The sequence below is a fragment of the Paractinoplanes abujensis genome (assembly GCF_014204895.1).
GTDB lineage: Bacteria > Actinomycetota > Actinomycetes > Mycobacteriales > Micromonosporaceae > Actinoplanes > Actinoplanes abujensis.
Map to the genome: position 1 here is coordinate 1,728,128 of NZ_JACHMF010000001.1, position 18,231 is coordinate 1,746,358.

At 70.2% G+C, this 18,231-nt stretch carries 15 protein-coding genes; 12 read left to right on the forward strand and 3 right to left on the reverse strand.

Annotated elements, in window-relative coordinates; genetic code table 11:
- Nucleotides 1-119: 119 nt before the first annotated feature.
- Nucleotides 120-1,940 (reverse strand): right-handed parallel beta-helix repeat-containing protein, encoded by a 1,821-nt coding sequence (locus tag BKA14_RS07375; protein WP_184950156.1) that lies wholly within the window; start codon nt 1,938-1,940, stop codon nt 120-122.
- A gap of 1,376 nt (nt 1,941-3,316) precedes the next feature.
- On the opposite strand from BKA14_RS07375, the gene BKA14_RS07380 reads away from it, so the two are divergent.
- Genes BKA14_RS07380 through BKA14_RS07390 form a run of 3 tightly spaced genes read left to right on the forward strand, consistent with a single transcriptional unit; the run spans nt 3,317 to nt 5,025 of the window.
- Nucleotides 3,317-4,060 (forward strand): mechanosensitive ion channel family protein, encoded by a 744-nt coding sequence (locus BKA14_RS07380; protein WP_184950157.1) that lies wholly within the window; start codon nt 3,317-3,319, stop codon nt 4,058-4,060.
- A gap of 22 nt (nt 4,061-4,082) precedes the next feature.
- Nucleotides 4,083-4,463: a YccF domain-containing protein gene (locus BKA14_RS07385; RefSeq protein ID WP_184950158.1), complete on the forward strand. Its 381-nt coding sequence runs from the start codon at nt 4,083-4,085 to the stop codon at nt 4,461-4,463.
- 28 nt (nt 4,464-4,491) lie between these two features.
- Nucleotides 4,492-5,025, forward strand: a complete 534-nt coding sequence (locus BKA14_RS07390; RefSeq protein ID WP_184950159.1) for a dihydrofolate reductase family protein — start codon at nt 4,492-4,494, stop codon at nt 5,023-5,025.
- A 38-nt stretch (nt 5,026-5,063) separates the two neighbouring features.
- On the opposite strand, the gene BKA14_RS07395 is transcribed toward BKA14_RS07390, so the two are convergent.
- Entirely contained in the window at nt 5,064-6,200 is a 1,137-nt protein-coding gene (locus BKA14_RS07395) for an ROK family transcriptional regulator (protein WP_184950160.1), read from the reverse strand.
- A 50-nt stretch (nt 6,201-6,250) separates the two neighbouring features.
- Between BKA14_RS07395 and BKA14_RS07400 the strand changes: the two genes are divergently transcribed.
- From BKA14_RS07400 to BKA14_RS07430, 7 genes are all read left to right on the forward strand, one after another.
- Nucleotides 6,251-7,078, forward strand: a complete 828-nt coding sequence (locus tag BKA14_RS07400) for a LacI family DNA-binding transcriptional regulator (RefSeq protein ID WP_184950161.1) — start codon at nt 6,251-6,253, stop codon at nt 7,076-7,078.
- A gap of 159 nt (nt 7,079-7,237) precedes the next feature.
- Nucleotides 7,238-8,548, forward strand: a complete 1,311-nt coding sequence (locus tag BKA14_RS07405; protein WP_184950162.1) for an ABC transporter substrate-binding protein — start codon at nt 7,238-7,240, stop codon at nt 8,546-8,548.
- The gene (locus BKA14_RS07410) at nt 8,545-9,462 is read left to right on the forward strand and encodes a carbohydrate ABC transporter permease (protein ID WP_184950163.1); all 918 of its coding nucleotides are present in this window, start codon (nt 8,545-8,547) and stop codon (nt 9,460-9,462) included. The genes BKA14_RS07405 and BKA14_RS07410 overlap by 4 nt, the downstream gene beginning before the upstream one ends.
- Nucleotides 9,459-10,271, forward strand: a complete 813-nt coding sequence (locus tag BKA14_RS07415; protein WP_184950164.1) for a carbohydrate ABC transporter permease — start codon at nt 9,459-9,461, stop codon at nt 10,269-10,271. The genes BKA14_RS07410 and BKA14_RS07415 overlap by 4 nt, the downstream gene beginning before the upstream one ends.
- A 5-nt stretch (nt 10,272-10,276) precedes the next feature.
- Nucleotides 10,277-12,766: a glycoside hydrolase family 2 protein gene (locus BKA14_RS07420; RefSeq protein ID WP_239092412.1), complete on the forward strand. Its 2,490-nt coding sequence runs from the start codon at nt 10,277-10,279 to the stop codon at nt 12,764-12,766.
- A gap of 33 nt (nt 12,767-12,799) precedes the next feature.
- Nucleotides 12,800-13,795 (forward strand): glycosyl hydrolase, encoded by a 996-nt coding sequence (locus BKA14_RS07425; RefSeq protein ID WP_184950166.1) that lies wholly within the window; start codon nt 12,800-12,802, stop codon nt 13,793-13,795.
- Between the two features lie 70 nt (nt 13,796-13,865).
- A complete protein-coding gene (locus tag BKA14_RS07430; protein WP_184950167.1) occupies nt 13,866-14,579 on the forward strand; it encodes a class I SAM-dependent DNA methyltransferase in 714 nt (237 codons plus the stop codon).
- A 105-nt stretch (nt 14,580-14,684) separates the two neighbouring features.
- Here BKA14_RS07430 and BKA14_RS07435 read toward each other — a convergent pair whose 3' ends face one another.
- On the reverse strand, nt 14,685-16,316 hold the full coding sequence (locus BKA14_RS07435) for an FAD-dependent oxidoreductase (protein WP_184950168.1): 1,632 nt from the start codon (nt 16,314-16,316) through the stop codon (nt 14,685-14,687).
- 63 nt (nt 16,317-16,379) lie between these two features.
- On the opposite strand from BKA14_RS07435, the gene BKA14_RS07440 reads away from it, so the two are divergent.
- Nucleotides 16,380-16,940: a TetR/AcrR family transcriptional regulator gene (locus BKA14_RS07440; protein ID WP_184950169.1), complete on the forward strand. Its 561-nt coding sequence runs from the start codon at nt 16,380-16,382 to the stop codon at nt 16,938-16,940.
- A gap of 378 nt (nt 16,941-17,318) precedes the next feature.
- A complete protein-coding gene (locus tag BKA14_RS07445; protein WP_184950170.1) occupies nt 17,319-18,104 on the forward strand; it encodes a cyclase family protein in 786 nt (261 codons plus the stop codon).
- Nucleotides 18,105-18,231: the final 127 nt, after the last annotated feature.

Sequence of the window (18,231 nt, forward strand, 5' to 3'; positions counted from 1 at the left end):
CGCCCGGCAACGGGGGCGCCCAGCGCGCCGCCGGCCGGGACCTCGAGGTGACGGTCCCGGCCGGCGGCTGCCTCGACACGATCCCGAGGTGCCTCGGGTCGTGGTCGAGACGGGTGCGATCACGGCGTGACCACGCGTCCGCCCAGGGTCACGATCAGGCTGCCGTTCGAGGCGAAGGACCAGGCCAGCGCGCCGGACAGCGGGGTGCAGCGGGAACCGTTCGTGCCGTTCCAGAACTGGTTGGAGCTGTCGCTGTTGCCCACGATCTTGTCGTTCGAGCCGCTCGCGAACCGGCACGACGTGTTGCCGCGGAACACCGACGAGCCGCCGTCGAACGAGAAGTTGCGCTCGGTGTTGTCGATGCTGACATTGTTCGAGACGCTCATGGTGCCCAGGTTCCGGTTGTACGTGAACCCGTGCTTGCCGTTCTTGTAGGCGATGTTGCGCCGGATCGTGTGGTTCACGCCGATGTCCTCGCCGCCCAGCTTGTAGCCGTTGCGGTCGCCGTTGCCGGCCTGGCCGCCGTTCGAGAGCGTGCCGTTGCTGTAGGCGAGCGAATCCTCGATCGTGACCGGCCCGATCGGCCCGGTGTCGGTCTTCGTGTACAGGTCCCAGCCGTCGTCGATGTTGTTGTGCGACACCGCGTACCGGAACGTGTTGCCGCTGCCGACCGTCAGCTTGGCCGCGAAACCGTCCGCGTCCTCACCGTCGGAATCGGCGTTGTCGTGCGACTCGGCGCTCAGCACGAGGTTGTTCGCCGGCCACTGGCTCTGCGGCGTGTCGGAGGCGATGCGCGAGATCTGCAAGCCGCTGTCCCGGTTGAAACGGGTGACCGTGCGCTCGAGAATGTTGTTGCTGCCGCCCACGAAGATGCCGTTGTCACCGGCCCGTTCGACCACGATGCCGTACAGGTGCCAGTAATTCCCGTTCACGGCGAGCCCGCGATTGGCGGGGTCCTCGGATTGTGCGGCGAAATTCAAGATCGGCACTTCCCCCGCGTACGCGGTGAGCCTCTTACGGGCGCTCGAAGTGCCGTTGTTCCCGGCCGGAATCGTGACCGTCTGCGCGAAGGAATACGTCCCGCCACGCAGATAGATGGTGCCGCCCGCCGCGATTCGGGTGATCGCTCCGGCCAGGGTGGTCGGGTTGGCCTGGGTGCCGTCGGCGGAGGCGCTGCCGTTCGGGGCGACGTAGAGCGTGCCACTGGCCGGCGGGGCGGTGGTGGCCGGCGGGGTGGTCGCCGGTGGCGTGGTCGCGGGTGGGGTCGTGGCGGGTGGGGTCGTCGGAGTTGTGGCGGGTGGGGTCGTCGGGGTCGTGCCACCCCCGTCGTCGACCACGACGTCGTCGAAGCGGCCGGCCGCGGACTCGGTGAGCAGCCCGATCCGGCCCGCCGCGATCGTCGTGTCGGAGGCCGAGCCGACACTCGTGCCGTTGACCGCGCCGCTGATCGTGCTGCCGTTGACGGTGAGCCGCAGCGTGTACCAGGTGCTGGTCGAGATCGGCTGGCTCAGGCTGCCGAGCACCTTGATCGTGCTGCCGCTCATCGCCTCCAGCTGCACCCGGTTCGACCCGGTCAGCGACAGCCGGTACATCCTGGTCGCCCCCGCGGCGCGGGCGGTCAGCGCGACCACGCCGGCAGTGGAACCGAACGCGGTCGCCTTCACCCGGGCCTGCACCGAATAGTTCGTCCAGCCGGTGTCGCCGGCGAACTGGCGGGCGCGTTCACTGCCGGTGTCGGACTGCGCCAGGGCCTGCGACCCGTCGGCGACGAGCGACCAGGTGCCGCCCGACTTCGACCAGCCGCTCGAACCCGACTCGAAATCGGCGGTGAACACTGTGGCCGCCTCGGCACTGGCCACGGAGACGACCAGGCCGGCCGTGACCAGACCGGTCAGTCCGGCCGCGAACAATCCGCGGCGGATCTTCGGGGAGGGTGACATGAAAACAACTCCTGACGCAAAATGGACTGCGGATCCTGCAACAATTGGGCCGCATATTTGCAGTCGTCCAGGACGGGTTGACCGAACTGAAGAATTGCACCGCCTATATATGACGGTCAATAACATCCATGTGCAGGTTTGTTGCAGTGCGCTATTCCGCGGCGGCGGGCGTCGAGCGTCCGCTCGGTTTGCGCCGGCCCGCAGTACGACCGCTGCCGGCGCGCTCTCCCGCGCTGCGCCAGAGCCGCCTCGGCTGCCGCCTCACCCGGTGGCGTCCCGCCGCGGGGCCTGCGATGAGCGCGGTCGCGCCGGGCGGCAGCGTGCTGGCGCCTTGCTTGCGGCCGCGCAGGCTCCCGCGATCGGTCTTGGTTGCGGTCGCAGGATCGGCCGCGATCCCAGGCCGGGGAGTGGCCAAGCCGGGCAGGCGAAGGCTGGGCTGGCGCGGGCCGGGCAGGCGGAGGCCGGGCTGGCGCGGGCCGGGCAGGCGGAGGCCGGGCAGGCGGAGGCCGGGCTGGCGCGGGCCGAGCAGGCGGAGGCCGGGCTGGCGCGGGCCGGGCAGGCGGAGGCCGGGCTGGCACGGGCCGGTAGACGGAGGCCGGGCTGGCGTGGGCCGGGCAGGCGGAGGCCGGGCACACACGGGCCGGGGTGGCGCGGGCGGGTGGGCGCGGGCCGGGCAGACTGAGGCCGGGCATGCCCGGGGGTGCGGGACGGCGGCCCGGATGTCGCAGGTCGGCCCCTCCGCGCTTGGTGGACTGCCTTGGAGCGTCGGCCGGCCGCGAGACTTCGGTGGGGCTTCCTGGTGCTCGAGGGCTGCTTCGCGCGTCGGTCGGCCTCGGGGCTGCCTTGAGCCGCGAGTCGGAGGTCTCGTGCAGGGCGCCGGTGCGGTCTGTCCGGGGTCGTGGTGAGCCTCGGCAGGAAAAGCCGGGCGCCGGCATATGAGCGTGGTTTACCCGGTTTGCGGTGCGCCCGTGAGGGGGGCGGGAGCGAGCGACGACGCCGGCGTGGCGGATTCGGTGGCCAAGGGTGGAGGCCACCGCACGGCGGCGCCGTCGCAGCGCGGGACTGCCGGCCGGGGCCCGGCGGGGACGACACCGGCAGGCCGGGCCTTCCGGGGGCCCGGATCGGCGGATTTTGAGGTCCGTCGATGCGTTCCATCCTGTGATGCCTGACCGGCAAAGTCAACAAGTTCCGGAAACTTGCGGTAAATGCGTGGTGTGTTCGGGAGCCTACTAACTGCTCAGTAGCATCGCGCTTCCGCGGTGCGACGGGCGAGTGGACCCTCGTACGGGAAAGGTTTGCCGAAACTTCCGGGCAAACGTCGGACGTTTGGAGGGTGGTCTCTGATCTTGCAGCGACCCCGATAGGATCGCGTCACCATGTTCGGAGTGCCGCTGCTGGAACAGCATGTTCGACCCGACTTCCGCAAGACGGTGGCGTACGGGCTGATCGCGCTGGCCGCGCTGATCGTCGGGAGTCAGGTCGGCGACATCAAGTCGACCGAGTTGCGGGCTCGGCTCATCGCGTACGGGTGCGCGGTGGTGGTCGCGGTGGCCGGCATCATGGCCAGTCGCACGGCCGCGCGCGAGGTGCATCGCATCATGCGGCTGCGCGCGGGTGACTCGGCCGCCACGCCGCTGCGCCTGCTCGTGCTGCTCGGCGGCTACCTGATCGCCGTGTTCTCGGTCTGCGACCTGCTCGGTGTCGGGCTGCAGCATCTGCTCGTCGGCGGCGCGGTCACCGGCGTCATCCTGGGCCTGGCCGCGCAACCCGTGCTGAGCAACCTGTTCGCGGGGCTCGTGCTGCTCTTCGCCCGGCCGTACATTCCCGGTCAGCAGGTGCGCGTCCTGTCCGGCGCGATCGGCGGGCCGCACTACGGCACGATCGTCTCGGCCGGTCTGCTCTACACGGTGCTCGACACGTCCGAGGGGCCGCTCAACATTCCCAATTCGGCGCTGCTGGCCTCCGCGGTCGGGCCGTCCGACGGTGAGCCCGACGACCAGCCGGCCGACGCGGGCGACGCGGCGGTGCCGCCCGATCAGGACGCGGCCGCGCTGGCCACCGCCACGGCGATCGCGGAGACGGCCGACGACGCGAACCGCAAGACCAACGGGGACGGTTGATCAGGCCAGGCATGCTTGATCTGTGCGACTGATACTGAACGTCCTCTGGTTCATCTTCGGCAGCGGCTTCGTGCTGGCGATCGGTTACGGTCTGGCCGCCCTCATCTGTTTCGCGCTGATCGTGACCATCCCGTTCGGGATCGCCTCGCTGCGGCTCGCCGTGTATTCGTTGTGGCCCTTCGGCCGTACGGTGGTCAGCCGCCCCGGCATCGGCGTGGGCTCGGGCCTGGCCAACATCATCTGGGTCGTCGTGGCCGGCTGGTGGCTCGCCCTCACGCACATCGTGGCCGGCGTCGCGCAGTGCGTGACCATCATCGGCATCCCGTTCGGCATCGCCAACTTCAAGCTGGTCCCGGTCGCTTTCTGGCCGTTGGGACGCGAAATCGTGGACCTCGCCGATTAGTTCCGGCCACTCCGCTGGTCCTACCCGCATGCGAAACGTTGTGCTCTACACCCTGATGTCCCTCGACGGCGTCGCCGAGAACCCCGACACTTTCGTCTTCGATTTCGACGAGCAGATGCACACCAACCTGGCCGAGGTGATCGGCACGCAGGACGCGGTGCTGCTCGGCCGGGCCCAGTACGACGAGTGGGCGTCCTACTGGCCGGCCTCGGACATGCAGCCGTTCGCCGATTTCATCAACAGCGTTCCCAAGTACGTGTTCACGTCGTCGCCGTTGTCCGAGGAGTGGGCGAAGACGACCGTGGTGTCGTCGCTCGATGCCGTCCGTGACCTCAAATCCCAGCCGGGCGGCGACATCGGCGTGCACGGCAGCCTCGGCCTGTCCCGCGCGCTGCTGGCGGCGGGCCTGATCGACCGGATCAGCCTGGTCGTCTTCCCGGTCGTCGCCGGTCGGGGCCGCAAACTGTTCGAGGACGACAAGCCGCCCACGAAGCTGCATCTGCTGCGTTCCCGCTCGACGACTTCGGGCGGCTTGCTGCTCGACTACGAGCTGCGCCGGTAGTCCCGGTTGCGGGGCCTCACGGTGGGCCGGGCGCGGCGCTACGACGGTGAGCGGGTGTGCCCGGGGGCGATCGACGCCTGAACGACCAGAGCCGCCGCGCCGATCGCGGCCGCGTCGCGGGGCTGGGCCGACAGCTCCACCACGACCTCGTGCCGGTGGCGGGCATGGGCGGTCGCGGCCAGGTGGCTGCGCAGCCGGCGCGCGTAGATCGAGCCCGCCACGGCCATGCCGGGCCCGGTGAGCACCAGGCGGCCGAGGTCGAGCAGGTTGACCGTCGACGTCACCGCGACCGCCAGGTACTTCGCGGCCTCGTCCACCAGCGCGAACGCCTCGGCGTCACCGCTGACGGCGGCCCGGGCGACGGCGTCGTACGCGGTCGGGATCGAACCGTCGAGTCGCAGGCGAGCGGACAGGCCCGCGTGGTCGCGCGCGGCGGCGACCGTGGCGGCCGTGGAGGCGTACCGCTCGACGCAGCCGCGGTTGCCGCACGGGCACGGCCTGCCGTCGTAGGCGATGGAAAGGTGTCCCAGCTCCCCGGCGTCGAAGCTGGCCCCGCGGAACAGCGCGCCCGAGAAGACCAGGCCGGCGCCGATGCCGGTGGAGAGGTAGACGCTGCCGAACGCCTGGTCGCGTGACACCCGGCGGCTCCAGAACTCGCCCAGCGCGGCCGCCGCCGAGTCGTTCTCGACCAGCACCGGCAGGCCCAGGGCGGCCGCCAGTTCGACGCCCCGCGAGGCGGGGACCCGGCCCGCGGGCGCGACGATGGCCAGGCCCTCGATGCGGTCGCGGGGCAGGTCGAGCCCGGCCACGAAGTCGTCGAAGCGCCGGCCGAAGTCGTCGACCAGCGGCACCACTTCGCGGCCGACCACCCCGCCGGTGAGGTCGACCGCCACGCAGGTCACCGATTCCGGTCCGACGTGGAAGCCGATGCCGAACCGGTTGGCCGGGTTGATCGCGAGCAGCTTGCGCGGCGCCCCGCGGACGGAATCGGCGGAGCCGGTCTCGTGGATGACGCCGTCGGCGATGAGGTCGCGCACGATGCCGGAGATGGACGGCTGGGTGAGACCGGTGAGCTCGGCCAGCTCGACCCGGCTGATCGCCCCGGCCGACCGCACGACGTCCACGACCAGGGCGCGGCTGCCCGGCCCGGCCGCGGGCGCTTCACGACGTGCCATGGGCGTACGGTCCTTGTCTCGTGCGGCTGGCCACGCGTTACCGTACCTGGGTGACACAGCCTCAGCGGCGGGTCGGCCTGGTTCTCGCGCGCGCGTCGCGGGTGCTGGGTGAGGAGCCGTATTACCACGAGTTCCTCGAGGGTCTCGAGCGCGTGCTGACCCCGGCCGGGGTGTCGGTGCTGGTCCAGGTGGTCACCGACCGTGAGGCGGAGAGCGCCGTGTACGAGCGGTGGGCCGCGCAGCGGCTCGTCGACGGCGTCGTGCTGGTCGATCTCGCGCCCGACGACGCCCGGGTGGCCCTGGTCGGGCGGCTCGAGCTGCCGGCGGTGGTGCTCGGGGCGCCGTCGACCGCGCCCGGGCTGGCCACGGTGTGGACCGACGACGCCGGTTTCGCGCAGGAGGCCGTGCGTTTCCTGGCCGATCGTGGTCACGAGGTGATCGGGCACATCAGCGGGCCGCTCACGTTCGCGCATACGCAGCTGCGCCAGATGGGGGCGGAGACCGAGGCCGCCGTACGGGGTGTGGCGCTGCTGCGGGCCGAGGGTGATTACTCGTACGAGTCGGGCCGCGCGGCCGCCGTGCACCTGCTCGCGCAGAATCCGACCGCCATCATGTGCGACAACGACCTGATGGCGCTGGCTGTGCTCGACGAGCTGCGCGAACGCGCGGTCGACGTGCCCGGTGACGTGTCGGTGGTCGCGTGGGACGACTCGGCCCTGTGCCAGCTGGCGACGCCGCCGCTGTCCGCGATGAGCCACGACGTGGGCCGGATCGGCGAGCTGGCCGGGGGAGCCCTGCTCGACGCCATGGCGGGCCGGCCCCCCGAGGTGTACGAGGCCCCGGCGGCCCACCTCGTGGCCCGAGCCAGCACGAGCTGACTGTTGGTGCAGCTCACCACACTCCCCGCACGCCCCGGCAACACTTAAATTATTAATCTAAGGTTGACATGGCCGCAACGGCAGCCTCATGCTGGGCGCTCACCAGGGCGGCGCGCATCCGCTCTTCTCGATGACATTTCTGAGCGAACGGACACCGGCATGACCACCAGAAGGCATTGGCTGGGCCTCGGGCTGGCGACCACGCTGGCCCTGGCGGCCGGCTGCACCGGCGGCGCGGGCGGCAGCGACGACGACGGCGGCGCGGGCGGCGAGGTCACGGGCGAGATCACGGTGCTGACCAACCGCACCGACCTGGCCGAGACGGCGCTCCCGGCGTACGCGAAGGAATTCGAGGCGAAGTATCCGGGCACGAAGGTCAGGTTCGAGGCCGTCACGAACTACGAGGGCGACGTCACGGCCCAGCTCAGCTCGGGCGACTACGGCGACGTGCTGCTGATCCCCAACACGGTCGCGGTCGACCAGCTGGGACAGTTCTTCGAGCCGCTGGGCAGCACCGAGGAGCTCAAGGCGAAGTACCGGTTCGTCGACGAGAAGGCCTTCGACGGGCAGGTCTACGGGCTGTCGATCGGCGGCGTCGCCAACGGATTCGTGGTCAACAAGCGGATCTGGCAACAGGCCGGCATCACCGCGCCGCCTTCGACGCCCGAAGCTTTCCTGGCCGGCCTGACGAAGATCAAGCAGTCGACGGGTGCGGTGCCGTTCTACACCAACTACAAGGACGGCTGGCCGCTCGGCTTCTTCAACAGCCAGCGCGCGATCCTGGCCGACCCCGCGATCAACGACAAGTTCCCGGCCGACCCGGCGCCGTGGCAGCCCGGCAAGATCGAGTACATCACCGACGGCCTCCTGTTCGACATCGTGCACAACGGGCTCATCGAGAAGGACCCGCTCACGACGAACTGGGAGGGCTCCAAGCCGATGATCGCCACCGGCAAGGTCGCGACCATGCTGCTCGGCTCGTGGGCCGTGCCGCAGATGAAGGCGGCCGCCACGGCGGCCGGCGCCGACCCGGACGACATCGCGTTCTGGCCGTTCCCGTATCAGACCGGCGGCACGTTCCACGCGCGCATCGAGGGCGACTACAAGGCCGCCGTCTCGCGCAGTTCCGGCAACAAGGCGACCGCGCGGGCCTGGCTGGACTGGTTCGTCAACGAGTCGGGCTTCGCCGGCGACCAGGAGGCGATCCCGCCCGCCGTCGGGCAGCCGCTGCCGGCCGGGCTGCAGGCTTTCCAGGACACCGGCGTCGAGCTGGTCGAACTGCCCGCCGCGACCACCAACGCGGGCAAGGAGGACGAGATCATCAAGGAGTCCGAGATCGACCTGGCCGGCCATATCTACCGCCAGAAGCTGGTCGACATCGCGCGCGGCGCGGCCAAGGGCACCAAGGACTCGTACTTCGCCGACCTGAACAAGCGCTGGGGTGACGCACACTCGCGGGTCATGCGATGACGGCGCTGCTCTCGCCACCGCGGCCCGAGGTCGCGACGAAACGACCCCCCAGGAAGAAGATTCCCGTCCACTGGTTCTACCTGGCGCCCGCGCTCATCCTGCTCATCACGTTCACCTACGTGCCGGTGGGCAACATGGTCTGGTACAGCTTCCACAAGTGGGACGGGCTGAGCCCGGCCATGGACCCGGTGGGCTGGGACAACTACGTGCGGGTGTTCACCGACGAGCGGTACTGGCGCGTGTTCCTGATCAGCTTGTACTACTTCGTCGCGTCGTTCGCGCAGATCGCCATCGCCCTGTACTTCGCGGTGATCCTGTCCTTCAGCACCCGGTTCCGCAATCTGTTCAAGGGCATTCTGTTCTTCCCGTATCTGCTCAACGGGGTCGCCGTCGGATTCGTCTTCCTGTACCTGTTCCAGCCCGGCGGCACCCTCGACAGCGTGCTGCGGCTGGCCGGGCTCGGGGAGCACGCGCGTTTGTGGCTGGGCGACCCGGACGTCGCGAACATCGCGCTCGCCGGCACGTCCGTGTGGCGGTTCACCGGGCTCAGTTTCGTGCTGTTCCTGGGCGCCATCCAGTCCATTCCGGGCGAGATCTACGAGGCGGCCGACCTGGACGGCGCGAACCGCTGGCACCAGTTCCGCTACATCATCGCGCCGGGCATCCGCCGCATCATCAGCCTGAGCTTCATCCTGGCCATCTCGGGCAGCCTGGCCGTTTTCGAGATCCCGTTCATCATGACCGGCGGCGCGAACGGCACCCGCACGTTCGTCATCCAGGCCTACGAGACGGCGTTCCAGTTCCGGCAGATCGGGCTGGCGTCGTCGATGGCCGTCGTCCTGCTCCTGCTGGTTCTGCTCATCACCTGGATCCAGCGCCGGCTCGTTCCCGACGACGAAGTGAGCCTGTCATGACCCGATTCCTCAAGTACGTCTCCCTGGTCGGCGCCTCGGTGATCGTGCTCGGGCCGCTTGTCGTCGTCCTGTTCGCGGCGTTCAAAACGCACGCCGAATACGGCACGACGGGCCCACTGACACCGCCGCGGGACTGGTTCAATGTCGACAACTTCGCCACCGCCTGGTCGAAGGGGCACATGCTCCGGGGATTCTGGAACACCACCGTCATCCTCGCGATCTCCCTGACCGGCACCGTTTTCGTGGGGACCCTGGCCGCGTACGCGATCAGCCGGTTCACCTTCGCCCTCAAGCGGCTGGTCCTGGGGTTGTTCCTGGTGGCCGCGCTCGTGCCCGGGGTGACCACCCAGGTGGCCACCTACCAGATCGTGAAGTCGATGGGCCTGGTCAACACCTCGGGGGCCGCGATCGTGCTGTTCCTGGGCACCGACATCGTCTCCGTCTACATCTTCCTCCAATTCATGTCGTCGATTCCGAGAAGCCTGGACGAGGCGGCGGTCATCGACGGTGCGAACCGGTTCACCGTCTATCGCAAAGTCATTCTGCCGCTGATGCGGCCGGCGATCGCGACGGTGGTGATCATCAAGGGAATCGCCATCTACAACGAGTTCTACATACCGTTTCTGTACATGCGCTCCCCGGAGCTCAATGTCATCTCGACCGCGCTGTTCCGCTTCAAGGGCCCGTACGGCGCGCAATGGGAGACCATCGCCGCCTGCACGATGATCGTCATCCTCCCGACGGTTGTCATCTTCCTGTTGCTGCAGCGCTTCATCTACAACGGCGTCACCGCGGGGGCCACGAAATGAGTGCGATGCGTACGACGGATCTGTCCGGCCCGTGGACCCTGAGCGGCCCGCCCGGTTCGCTCCCGGCGACGGTGCCCGGTTGTGTGCACACCGACCTGCTGACCGCCGGCACCATTGTCGACCCGTTCCTGGGCGAGAACGAGAAGGCGGTGGACTGGGTCGGCCGCGCAAACTGGGTCTACGCGCGGGACGTCGCCTGGGACGGGCCGCGCCCGGAACGGATCGACCTCGTTTTCGACGGGCTCGACACGGTGGCCGACATCGAGCTCGACGGTGTGGTGCTCGGGTCGGCGCGCAACATGCACCGCAGCTACCGGTTCGACGTGACCGAACTGGTCGGCGCGTCGGCGAGCCCGCTGCGTGTTCGGTTCACGTCCGCGTACGCGGAGGCTGAGCGTTTGCGCGCACAGCTGGGCGAGCGGCCGAACGCCTACCCGGAACCGTTCAACTTCGTGCGCAAGATGGCGTGCAGTTTCGGCTGGGACTGGGGTCCCACGCTGGTCACCGCGGGCATCTGGCGCGGCGTGCGGCTCGAGGGCTGGAGTGTCGCCCGCCTGAGCGAGGTCAAACCCTTGCTGACGTACGGATCCAGCCGCGGCCGGCTCGACCTGACCGTGGGCGTCGAGCGCGCATCATCGCGCACTTTGCGCATGCGCGTTCTGCTCGACGACCGGGTGCTGTTCGACGGCCCGTACGCGGAAACGCTCACTTTCGACGTCGATGACGTGCAGCCGTGGCACCCGCGCGGCTACGGCCGGCCGCAGCTGTACGACCTGACCGTCGTGCTGCTCGACGGCGAGGCCGAACTGGACCGGTGGGAGCGGCGGACGGGCTTCCGCAGCGTCCACATCGATCAGACCGGTGGGCAGTTCGTGTTCCACGTCAACGGTGAAGCCGTACTCGTCAAGGGCGTCAACTGGATCCCCGACGACATCTTCCCGGCCCGGATGACCCGGGAGCGCTACGCCCTGCGGCTGGGCCAGGCGGCCGCGGCGGGCGTCAACATGGTGCGCGTCTGGGGCGGCGGCCTCTACGAGAGCCGCGACTTCTACGAGGTGTGCGACGAACTCGGGCTGCTGGTGTGGCAGGACTTCCTGTTCGCGTGTGCCTGCTATCCGGAGGAGGAGCCGCTGCACTCCGAGGTCGTGGCCGAGGCGCGCGAGAACGTGGTCCGCCTGGCGCCGCACCCCAGCCTGGTCGCGTGGAACGGCAACAACGAGAACCTGTGGCTGCACGGGGCCGACAACTGGGACTCCCGGCCCGGCGGCGACCTGAGCTGGGGCGAGACCTACTACCTGAAGACGCTGCCCGACATCGTGGCCGAGGCCGACCCGACACGGCCGTACATGGCCGGCAGCCCGTGGTCGGGCTCGTGGGAGCACGAACCGAACGACGTGGACCACGGCACGTTCCACTCCTGGGATGTGTGGAACCGCGAGGACTACCTGCACTACCGCGACTCGGCGCCGCGTTTCGTGGCCGAGTTCGGCTGGCAGGCGCCCCCGGCCTGGCGCACGCTGCGCGAAGCGGTCACCGACGAGCCGATGCGCCCCGACTCGCCCGGCGTGCTGCACCACCAGAAGGCGATCGACGGCAACGGCAAACTCGCGCGCGGCCTGGACGCGCACTTCCCGGCGCCGAGCAGCACCGAGGCCTGGCACTACCTGACCCAGCTCAACCAGGTGCGTGCGGTCCGCACGGGAATCGCGCACTGGCGCTCCCATTGGCCGCACACCGCGGGCACCATCCTGTGGCAGCTCAACGACCTGTGGCCGGTCATCTCGTGGGCCGCCATCGACGGCGCGGGACGCCTCAAACCGCTCTACTTCGAGCTGGCTTCCCTGTACGCGCCGCGCACGGTGACGATCCAGCCGCGTGACGGCGAGTTGGTCGTCGCGCTCATGAACGACGATGCGCAACCTTGGACGGACGTTGCGCACATTGCGCGTCCGGACCGTTCGGGTGCTGCGCACGACGTGCTCGAAGTGCCGTTCGAGGTCCCTCCGCGCTCGAACCTGCTCCTCCCTGTCCCGGCCGGTCCGGTCGCCGTGGAGTCGCGGGGTGCGTTCCCGGACGGGCGGAGCGTGCCGGGCTCGCCGGGCGGGAACCCCTCGGTTGTCCTCGTCGCGGAGGCGGGAGGCGTACGGGATCTGTGGTTCTTCTCCGACTTCGACCTGGCCGATCCCGGGTTGGGCGTGAGCGTGGTGGCCGTCGAGGGCGGGCTGGATGTGACCGTACGGGCGGACGGGCTCGCTCGGGACGTGCTGCTTCAGGCCGATCGGATGCATGCGCGGGCAACCGTCGACCGCGGGTTCGTGACGCTGCTTCCCGGCGAGTCGACCGTCTTCCACGTACGGGGCCCGGCCGCGCTCGACCCGGCCCTGGTCGAGGCGCCCTGGGTCCTGACCGACTTGTCCACGGTGCTGCGCGAACAGCACGCGCGTGCAGCTCCGGCCATCGATTCCGCGGACCCGCACCGGTCCCGCGGTGAGTGAAAGTCCGTCCCCCAACGGAAAGGAATCCCCTCCATGAGGAAGTACCGACCGGTCATGGCCGTCGGCGCCGTCACGGCGCTGCTCGGTGCGGGCATGGTCCATCAGGCGACGAGCGCTTCGGCGTTCGCGGCCACCCCGAAGTCGACGGTTATCAACTATCTGCGGTCGATCAGCGGGACCTCGATCGTGTCCGGGCAGCACAACAAGGAACCGGCCGCCGCTCCGGGTGCGTACACGCAGCAGGTGCACGACGTCACCGGGCAATGGCCGGGGCTGTGGGGCGGCGACATGATGTTCCGCTCCGACGACGTGAACAACCGGCAGCGCGTGATCGATCAGGCCAAGACGGAATGGCGCAACGGATCCCTCGTCGCGCTCACCTGGCATGCGTGTTCGCCCACCGTCGGGCGGACGTGTGAGTTCGAGGGCGGCGTCAAGACGCGCATCTCGGACAGCCAGTTCCAGCAGGTCGTCACCGGTGGCACCGCGCTCAGTCAGACGTGGCGCAGCCGGATGGCCGAAGTGGTGCCCTACCTGCGCCAGCTCAAGGACGCCGGGGTGCCGGTGCTGTGGCGGCCGTTCCACGAGATGAACGAGACGTGGAACTGGTGGGGCGGCCGCCCCGGCGCCAACGGCGGCGCGAAGATCTTCCAGCAGATGAAGGACTACTTCGACAGCCAGGGCCTGGACAACCTGATCTGGGTCTGGAACGTGCAGGACAACCCGGCCGGCGGCTGGTCGCAGTACTACCCGGGCAGCGGCTACGCCGACGTGGTGTCGCTCGACGCCTGGTACAAGGCGTACCCGTCGGCGGCGGACTACCAGCAGATCCAGACGATCGCGGCCGGCAAGCCGATCGCGCTCGCCGAGCTGGGCAAGGTGCCCGACGCCAGGTTGCTGACGTCGCAGCCGCGGTGGGCGTACTTCATGGTGTGGTCCGAGCAGCTGCGCGGCAACAACTCGAACGCCGAGATCCAGGCCGGCTACTTCCATCCGCGAGTGCTCAACCAGGGCGAGGTTCGTTTCTGAGCGTGCGCCCGTGTGCGCCCGCGTTCGGCCGCGGAGGTGTTCCCCCCACCTCCGCGGCTAAGCTCGTACGGTGTTCTCGCCCCGAGGTCCGTCATTGCGCGAACTGACCGTGCAGGCGCTGTCGTCGGTCGAACGCGGCTACGACCTGCTCGCGCCCAAGTTCGACCACACCCCCTTCCGGACGCCGGACGGCATCATCGAGGCGACCGCCGAGGCGCTGGCCGAGCGGGGGCCGTTCGACGCGGGCCTCGACGTCTGCTGCGGCACCGGCGCGGGGCTGACGGTGCTGCGGGCGGTGTGTCAGGGACCGATCACCGGTGTCGACTTCAGCGCGGGCATGCTCGCTGAGGCCGGGAACCAGCATCCGGGCGCCACGCTCGTCCGTGCCGATGTGCGCGCGTTGCCGTTCGAGCCGAGCTTCGACCTGGCCGTCAGCTTCGGCGCGCTCGGCCATTTCCTGCCCGAGGAACGACCGGCCCTGTTCGAGGGTGTGCACCGGGCGCTCAAACCGGGCGGGTTGTTCGCCTTCGCGATCGGTGAGCCGCCGCCGATGACGTCAATCGCACACTGGGTGCTGCTCGGTTTCGACGGAGTGATGCGCGTGCGCAACGCCGTGTGGCGTCCGCCGTTCGTCATGTACTACCGCACGACGCCCCTGCCCGCGCTCCGCAAGGACCTGACCGCGGCCGGCTTCGCCGTCGAGATCGAGGCCCTGGAGACAATGGGCCGCCGCGGCGACGGCACCCCGCGCTGCTGGCTCGTGCTGGCCCGCCGGGCCGCCTGACGCCCGGCCGGCCTGCGGCGGCGCGATCCCGCCCGGCGGGCCGCCCGCTGCGGCCGGGTCGAGGCGGCCAGCTTCCCGGCGGCGGGCCGCCCGCTGCGGCCGGGTTCAGGCGGTCAGCTTCCCGGCGGCGTGCCGGGCCGCCGTGTAGCCGAAGCTCAACCCCTGGCCGATGGTGGCGCCCGGCCCCGGATACACCCGGCCGAAGGCGTTGCCGGCCGCGTTGCCCGTGGCGTACAGGCCCTCGATCACGCTGCCGTCGGGGCGCAACGCCCGGGCGAAACCGTCGGCCCGGATCCCGCCGCACGTGCCGAGGTCGCCCGGCACCACCTGCACGGCGTAGAACGGGCCCCGGTCGATCGGGCCCAGGCACGGGTTGGGCCCGATCGTGGGGTCGCCGTAATACCGGTCGTAGGCGCTGTCGCCGCGGTGGAAGTCGTCGTCGCGACCCGCGGCGGCCTGCGCGTTGAAGCGTTCGACGGTGGCCGGCAGCTCGGTCAGCCCCAGTTGCGCGGCCAGGTCGTCGAGCGTCGGGGCCTGGGCCGCGAGCCCGCTGTCGTACCAGGCCCGGGGCAGCGGCTGCCGTGGGAAGACGCTGCCGGCGAAGACGTACCGGTTGCGGTAGCGCTGGTCGAAGATCATCCACACCGGCAGCTGCTGCTGGATCATGATCTGGCCCGCGCTCATGTAGTTGACGGCCTCGTTCATGAAGCGCCGTCCCTGCTGGTCCACGATGATCTGGCCGGGCAGGGACCGCTCGGCCAGCAGCGGGCCGGGCATGGGGCCGGGCACCGGCACGGCCGGGAACCACCACGCCTCGTTCATGAAGGCCAGGTCGGCCCCGGCGGCCCGGGCGATCGGCAGCACGTCACCGGTGTTCTCGGGGTTGCCCAGGCACCAGTCCGTGTCGAGCTGCGGCGACTGGTGCTCGTGGCGCAGCGCCCGGTTGCGGTCGAAACCGCCCGCCGACAGGAGCACCCCACGCGCCGCCCGTACGGTCTCGTCCTGGCCGTTTCTGGTCACCACCACGCCGCAGACCCGGCCGTCCTCGATCACCAGGTCCTTGAGCGGGGATTCGAACCAGACGGGGATCTTCGCGGCGCGCACCCCGGCGAACAGGCCCGCCGCCAGCGCGCTGCCACCGGCCACGTATTCGCGCCGGATCGCCAGGCCGCCCACCCCCAGGCCGAGCAGCCGGGCCGCGGTGACGATGCCGCGCGGGTGGCGGGCCACGAGGTTCAGCCACTTGTACGTGCGCCCGGTGACCGGCATCGGGAAGGGCGCGGCCAGCGCGGCCGGGCGCAAGCGGGCGCGGTCGGCGCCCAGCCGCCGTACGTCGAAAGGTTGGGGCTCCATCGCGCGGCCGGTCGCCGAGCCGCCGGGCAGCTCGGGGAAGTAGTCGGCGTAGCCGGTCATCCACTGGAAGCGCAGCGGAGTGCGGCGCCGCAGCAGGTCCACGGCGGCCGGGCCGTGCGCGAGGTGCGTCTGCCAGCGCTCCTCGGGGGTCTCGCCGGCCGTCACGTGACGCAGATATTCGCGGGCGCGCTCGCTGGAGTCGGCCACCCCGGCCTCGCGCAGCAACGCGTTGCCCGGCACCCAGAAACCACCGCCGGAAAGCGCGGTGGAACCGCCGAAATAGTGCGATTTCTCGACGATCAGCACGGACAGGCCGGCCTCGGCGGCCGCCAGCGCCGCCATCATGCCCGTCCCCGAACCCACGACCACGAAGTCGACGTCCATGGTCCGACGCTAGGCGCGCCGCCCGCGAAAGGCAACGGTCTGTTGCCATTGCAGAATGAGGGCATGGACCAGCCCGTACGACGTACGCGTGGCGTGCAGCAGGGACCGCGCAGCGCGCAAGTGGTCGAAAGCGTGCGCGCGGCGACCCTGTCCGAACTCGCGCGATCGGGGTTCGGCGGGCTGACGATCGACGGCGTGGCCAAAGCGGCCGGGGTCAACCGCACGACCATCTACCGCCGCTGGCCGACGAAAGCCGCGCTGCTCGCCGCGGTCGTCGAGCCACTGCTCGCGCAGTACGACACCGACCCCGGCACCGGCTCGCTGCGCGGTGACCTGCTCGCCCTGCTGCTCGCCCTCCGCGACAACGCGGCCCGGCCCGAGGGGCGCGCGATGATCGAAGCGGTCCGGGCCGGGGGAGCGGGCGAACTGTCCGAGCTCATGACGTCGTCCGCCGCGCGCGCCATCGCACCGTTCCGGCGGGTGCTCGAACGCGCCGACGTGCCCCGAGCGCCGACGATCGCGCATCTGGCGTTCTACGGCGTCGTGCTCTGGGACCAGACACACGGCGTCCCAGCCACCGACGAGGACTGCGCGAAACTGCTCGACCTGCTGCTGCCCCACTGACCGCCGCCCCGCGCCGGGGAGCCGACGGCCACACTGACGGCAGCCCGCGCCCAGTGACCGCCGCCTGCGCCCGGAGCCGGCTGCCACACCGGCGGCAGTCCCGGCCCTGAAGGCCGCAGCCCCGCGCCCGCAGTCGGTATGTCGAGCGGGTTTGACGTCGGGTCGGGGGCGCCGTCCGGCTGGGCCTGGGGTTGAGTCAGCGATCGGGTCGTCGTCGGGCACCGTCGCCGGCCGGCCGGGTCATCAGGCGATAGCGCTCGGGGTGGCTGGTGACGTAGCCGTGGATGTGTCCCCGGGCAGGTCGGTCCCTCCGCCGGGCTCGGGGGACATCCTGGCGGAGGGGTATGACAAGTTCCTGGAAGCCGATACGTTGCGACCATGTGTGTCGACAAAGTCACCCGCCGTTCACTGATCTTCGGCGCCGCCGCCACGGCGGCCGCGGTCGCCACGCCCGCACCCGCCCAGGCGGCACCCGGACGCTCCGGCCTGCAGGACCTCACCCACGTGGTGACCCCGTCGTTCCCGGCCTTCGAGCCGGGCGAGGAGCCGTCCCGTCGCACGGCCACGACAGTGGAGAAGGACGGGTACTACATGCAGGAATGGACGATTCTCGAGCATTTCGGCACTCACGTGGACGCGCCCGCGCACTTCACCGCCGGAGGCCGTACGTCGGAGGAACTCAGCCTCTCCGAGCTCATCACCCCAGCCGTGGTCATCGACATCGCCCGGCGGGCGGCCCGGGAGCCGGACACCACGGTGACCGTGGCGGACCTGGTGGCGTACGAGCGCAAACACGACCGGATCCCCCGGAACGCCGCCGTGCTGATGTTCAGCGGCTGGGCGGCCAAGGCGGGCGACGCGGCCGCCTACCGGGGCACCGACAGCGCGGGCAAGCTGCATTTCCCGGGGTTCAGTGTGGACGCCTGCGAGTGGCTGCTGACCAAGCGCGGGATCCGCAGCCTCGGGGTGGACACACTGAGCATCGATCCCGGCATCTCGGCGGGCTTCGAGACGCATCTGGCCCTGACCGGCGCCGACCGGTACGGGGTGGAGAACCTCGCCGGCCTCGACCGGATCCCGCGCCACGGGGCCACGCTGACCGTCGGCCTGATCCCGTATCTGGACGGTTCGGGTGGTCAGGCCCGGGTCTTCGCCAGGTGGTAGAAGCGGTGGCGCGGCCGGTTCAAAATGTTCCCGGAGGGGAAGACATCAGTGCCGCCGGGGAACTTTCGTGAAGATCTTTCGATCCGGGGGACAGTTCTCCGACGTACAGTGCCTTCGGGAGCACTGC